This is a genomic window from Mycobacterium sp. shizuoka-1 (genome assembly GCF_002723835.1).
GTDB lineage: Bacteria > Actinomycetota > Actinomycetes > Mycobacteriales > Mycobacteriaceae > Mycobacterium.
The window spans coordinates 1-1,227 of the sequence record NZ_BEWG01000156.1; the positions used below are offsets into that span (position 1 = coordinate 1).

The 1,227-nt window shown below is 65.2% G+C and carries 1 protein-coding gene; it reads left to right on the plus strand.

Translation table 11 applies throughout. The features are described from left to right. Positions 1-28 precede the first annotated feature (28 nt). Positions 29-1,227, plus strand: a 1,199-nt coding sequence (locus MSZK_RS31455) for an IS256 family transposase (protein ID WP_102869270.1), incomplete at its 3' end; no start/stop codon positions are given.

Consider the following 1,227-nt stretch of genomic DNA (forward strand, 5'->3'; position numbering starts at 1 on the left):
CAACGAGGATGCTGGCTCGTCGCGGTCGTTGCTCGATGAGATTGTCCGCGACGGTGCCCGCCAGATGCTGGCCGCAGCGTTGCGGGCTGAGGTCGCCGCCTACATCGAGGCTCATGCCGGTGAGCTTGATGAGAACGGGCACCGGCTGGTGGTGCGCAATGGCTATCACCGCGAGCGCGAGGTGCTCACCGCGGCGGGCGCGGTGAGTGTGACCGCGCCGCGGGTCAATGACAAACGTGTTGACCCGGACACTGGTGAGCGGCAACGGTTTTCCTCGGCGATCCTGCCGGCGTGGGTGCGCAAGTCGCCGCAGATGACCGAGGTGTTGCCGTTGCTGTATCTGCATGGCTTGTCGACCAGTGATTTCGGTCCGGCGTTGGAGCAGTTCCTGGGCTCGGGTGCCGGCTTGTCGGCCACGACGATCACCCGACTCACCACGCAGTGGCAGGACGAGGCCAAGGCCTTCGAGGCCCGTGATCTGTCGGGCACCGACTACGTCTACCTGTGGGTCGACGGCATCCATCTCAAGGTGCGCCTGGAGCAGGAGAAGCTCTGTTTGCTGGTGATGATCGGTGTGCGCGCTGACGGCCGCAAGGAGCTGGTCGCGCTCACCGACGGGTACCGGGAGTCGGCCGAGTCGTGGGCTGATCTGTTGCGGTCGTGCCGACGTCGCGGGATGACCGCACCGGTGCTGGCCGTCGGCGATGGGGCCCTGGGGTTCTGGAAGGCCGTGCGTGAGGTGTTCCCGGCCACCGGCGAGCAGCGGTGCTGGTTTCACAAGCAGGCCAATGTTCTTGCCTGCCTGCCAAAGTCGGCTCATCCGGGGGCGATCGCGGCGATGCGGGAGATCTACAACGCCGAGGATATCGACCACGCGCAGGTGGCGATCAAGGCGTTCGAGGTGGACTACGGCGCCAAGTACCCCAAGGCGGTCGCCAAGATCGTCGATGACGCCGATGTGCTGCTGGAGTTCTATAAGTACCCGGCCGAGCACTGGGTCCATCTGCGCACTACCAACCCGATCGAATCAACGTTTGCCACGGTACGTTTGAGGACCAAGGTGACCAAGGGGCCGGGTTCACGCGTCGCCGGAATGGCCATGGCTTACAAGCTGATCGACGCCGCGCAAGCCCGCTGGCGAGCCGTCAACGCACCGCACCTGGTCGCTCTGGTCCGGGCCGGCGCGATCTTCCACAAAGGCAAACTGCTCGAGCGACCCACCGACAT